At 61.7% G+C, this 3456-nt stretch carries 4 protein-coding genes; all 4 read left to right on the top strand.

Annotated elements, in window-relative coordinates; genetic code table 11:
* Positions 1-274: 274 nt before the first annotated feature.
* Positions 275-580 carry a hypothetical protein gene (locus B2V90_RS19475; protein WP_009822133.1) on the top strand — a complete coding sequence of 102 codons (306 nt, stop codon included), beginning with the start codon at positions 275-277 and terminating at the stop codon, positions 578-580.
* Positions 581-722: 142 nt separating this feature from the next.
* Entirely contained in the window at positions 723-1880 is a 1158-nt protein-coding gene (gene prpC, locus B2V90_RS19470; protein ID WP_228223121.1) for a bifunctional 2-methylcitrate synthase/citrate synthase, read from the top strand.
* Between the two features lie 9 nt (positions 1881-1889).
* A complete protein-coding gene (gene prpB, locus B2V90_RS19465) occupies positions 1890-2810 on the top strand; it encodes a methylisocitrate lyase (protein WP_228223122.1) in 921 nt (306 codons plus the stop codon).
* A gap of 98 nt (positions 2811-2908) precedes the next feature.
* The coding region (locus tag B2V90_RS19460; protein WP_293922885.1) for an aconitase family protein at positions 2909-3456 on the top strand (548 nt) is incomplete at its 3' end.

The raw sequence follows: 3456 nt of genomic DNA, 5'->3' as shown, positions 1-3456 counted from the left end.
TTCGAAGCCAAGGTGGCATAATAAGATAAGTGACCGGCGCAAAACCGTTACAAGTCCATGGCGCAGGCGATGGGCAAAGAATGTTGGGAGCGGTTCGTCGAAAGCCTCGGCCGACGTATGGACACTAGGCCGCGGCTGCGCGTCGAAATCGCGACGGACGTCGATCCGACCACATAATATTATTTCGCAAAGTTCGCGGATTTGCAGATTTGCGTCCGCAAATCTTCGCCTTTTCAGCCGTTTTCCGCGCTTCGCGCATGCGGATAATGCGCAGATGCTTTCAAATCGACCCGAAAAAGGCCTCGACCTGCTGGACGCCATGGTGACCGCTGCGGCCGACCGAGCGTCGTCGCATCTGCCGGGGGCCATTCGCTTCGCGAAATGCGACGGCCTGCAGATCAACGAAGGCTTTTCCACTCCCGATGTCGAGATAGAGGCGTGGTCTCTATCCGCAGACCAGCAGGCGATCATCGTCTCAGTCTTTGCGACCGGCGCACGGGAAGATGGCGGTCGCATGACGGCAGCGACCGGGCGCTTCACCTTCACGACATTGACGGGCCAGCGGGAATATCGGGCATGACGATCCTGGCGATCCGCACGTCCCCGCGTCAGCCTGATGGCGCAGTTCGCCCTTCGGCGCTCGCCCGCTGCCTTTTCCTTCCACTGACCAACTGTCCGAGCCTCGCCGCTTCGGCCGGTATTATTTGACGCAAGAGGAATTTATGGCCGAAGTAGCATTCAAGCCGAAGAAATCGGTGGCCTTGTCCGGTGTTGCAGCCGGCAACACCGCGCTTTGCACCGTGGGCAAGTCGGGCAACGACCTGCATTATCGCGGCTATGACATTCTCGACATTGCAGAATCTGCGGAGTTTGAGGAGATCGCGCATCTACTGGTGCATGGCGAACTGCCGACGCCGTCGCAGCTCATCTCCTATAAGGCAAAGCTCAAGGGACTGCGCGGCCTGCCGCATTCGGTGAAGAGCGCGCTGGAGGCGATCCCGGCGGCCGCCCATCCGATGGATGTGATGCGCTCAGGCGTTTCCGCCCTCGGTTGTGTCCTGCCCGAGACGCACGACCACAACTTGCCCGACGCGCGCGATATCGCCGATCGGCTCATGGCGTCACTCGGTTCGGTCCTGCTCTACTGGTATCACTTCGCCCATCATGGCCGCCGCATCGAGGTGGAGACCGACGACGACAGCATTGGCGGCCATTTCCTCCACCTCCTCCATGGCAAGGCGCCGTCGGCGAGCTGGGTGCGTGCCATGCACACCTCGCTGATCCTCTATGCCGAGCATGAATTCAACGCCTCGACCTTTGCCGCGCGCGTCATCGCCGGCACCGGTTCGGACATGTATTCGGCGATCGCCGGCGCCATCGGCGCGCTGCGCGGTCCCAAGCATGGCGGCGCGAACGAGGTCGCCTATGAGATCCAGAAGCGCTACGCGACGCCTGACGAGGCGGAAGCCGACATCCGTCGCCGTGTCGAGGCCAAGGAGGTCGTGATCGGCTTCGGCCATCCGGTCTACACCATCTCCGATCCGCGCAATGTCGTTATCAAGCGTGTTGCCAAGAGCCTGGCCGACGAAGCCGGTGCGCAGCGCCAGTTCGCGGTGGCGGAGCGGATCGAGAGCGTGATGTGGGACGCCAAGACCATGTTCCCGAACCTCGACTGGTTCTCGGCGGTGTCCTACAACCTCATGGGCGTGCCAACGGCGATGTTCACGCCGCTCTTCGTGATCGCGCGCACCAGCGGCTGGGCGGCGCATGTGATCGAGCAGCGCGTCGACAACAAGATCATCCGGCCCTCGGCCAATTATACTGGCCCGGAAAATCTCGAATTCGTGCCGCTCGCCGAACGTAGCGAAGCGCACGCTTAAGGAGGCATCATGCCCTATCTGATTGCAGACGAACTTCCCAACACCAGCGCCGGTCAGCGTTTCCGCGAAGCGCTCGCCCGTCCGGGCATCTATCAGCTTCCCGGCGCGCATAACGGCCAGGCAGCGATCCAGGGAAAGCAGGCGGGGTTTGAGGGACTGTACCTTTCGGGTGCGGCGATGACCGCATCGATGGGCCTGCCCGACCTCGGCATCATCACTGTGGACGAAGTCGCCTTCTTTATCCGCCAGATCGTGCGCGCCTCCGGCCTGCCGCTCCTGGTCGATGGCGACACCGGCTATGGCGAGGCACTCAACGCCATGCACATGGTCCGCACCTTCGAAGATGCGGGCGCGGGAGCCGTACATCTTGAAGATCAGATCCTGCCCAAGAAATGCGGCCATCTGAACGGCAAGAACCTTGTTCCGCCGCATGACATGGCGGCCAAGGTGGCGGCAGCCAAGAGGGCGAGCCGTGACATTTTCATCGTCGCGCGCACTGATGCGGCTGCGGTCGAGGGCTATGATGCAGCAGTTGCGCGCGCGAAGCTGTATGTCGAGGCGGGAGCCGATGCGATCTTCCCAGAAGCGTTGATCACGCGCGATATGTTCGAGAAGTTCGCGCAAGACATGCCCGGCGTGCCGCTCCTCGCCAACATGACGGAGTTCGGCAAGACGCCGTTCTACACGGCGACCGAGTTCGAGCAGATGGGTTACAAGATGGTGATCTGGCCCGTCTCGTCCTTGCGTGTCGCCAACAAGGCGCAGGCTGAACTCTATGCCGCCATCAAGCGCGACGGCGGAACGCACAACCAGGTCGAGCGCATGCAGACCCGCCAGGAGCTGTACGACACCATCGGGCTCCACGCTTTCGAGGAACTCGATGCGTCGATCGTGAAGACGATCGTGCCGGAAGGCATTCCTCAGACCTGAGCCGACATTCTGTCGATGACCGGTGACCGCTGGCCTTCCCGCGCTCGCGCGCGTCGGGGAGGCCGACACGCGCCGCACAAGCAAGAGAAAGATATTCGATGACAGCGACAGGCAGTGACAGCCTCGGCACGCGCGACCGGCTCACCGTCAACGGGGAGACATTTGCCTATTATAGTCTGCCCAAGGTGGCCGCGAAATTCGGCGACGTGAGCCGCCTGCCTTTCAGCCTGAAGGTTTTGCTCGAAAATCTCCTGCGTTTCGAGGACGGCGCCAGCGTGACAGTCGATGACATTCGCGCACTGGTCGACTGGCAGAAGGATCGACGGTCGGATCGCGAAATCCAGTACCGGCCCGCCCGCGTCCTGATGCAGGACTTCACCGGCGTTCCCTGCATCGTCGATCTGGCCGCGATGCGCGACACGATGAACCGTTGGGGCGCTGATGCATCACGCATCAATCCGCAAGTGCCGATCCATCTCGTCATCGACCATAGCGTCATGGCAGACGAGGCCAGCAGCAGCCATGCATTCGAGCGCAATGTCGAGATCGAATATGAGCGCAATTCCGAACGCTACGCCTTCCTCAAATGGGGTGCGAGGACACTCGACAATCTGAAGGTTGTGCCGCCCGGCACCGGCATCTGCCA

The sequence above is a fragment of the Sphingobium sp. UBA5915 genome, from assembly GCF_002431195.1.
Lineage (GTDB): Bacteria > Pseudomonadota > Alphaproteobacteria > Sphingomonadales > Sphingomonadaceae > Sphingobium > Sphingobium soli.
Note: the sequence above shows the minus strand (reverse complement) of the source record. Positions and strands in the feature narration are given on the sequence as shown.

Bases quoted from the DNA above. Each gene is read 5' to 3' on its own strand.
- B2V90_RS19475 (WP_009822133.1), top strand. From the start codon at position 275: ATGCTTTCAAATCGACCCGAAAAAGGCCTCGACCTGCTGGACGCCATG.
- prpC (WP_228223121.1), top strand. From the start codon at position 723: ATGGCCGAAGTAGCATTCAAGCCGAAGAAATCGGTGGCCTTGTCCGGT.
- prpB (WP_228223122.1), top strand. From the start codon at position 1,890: ATGCCCTATCTGATTGCAGACGAACTTCCCAACACCAGCGCCGGTCAG.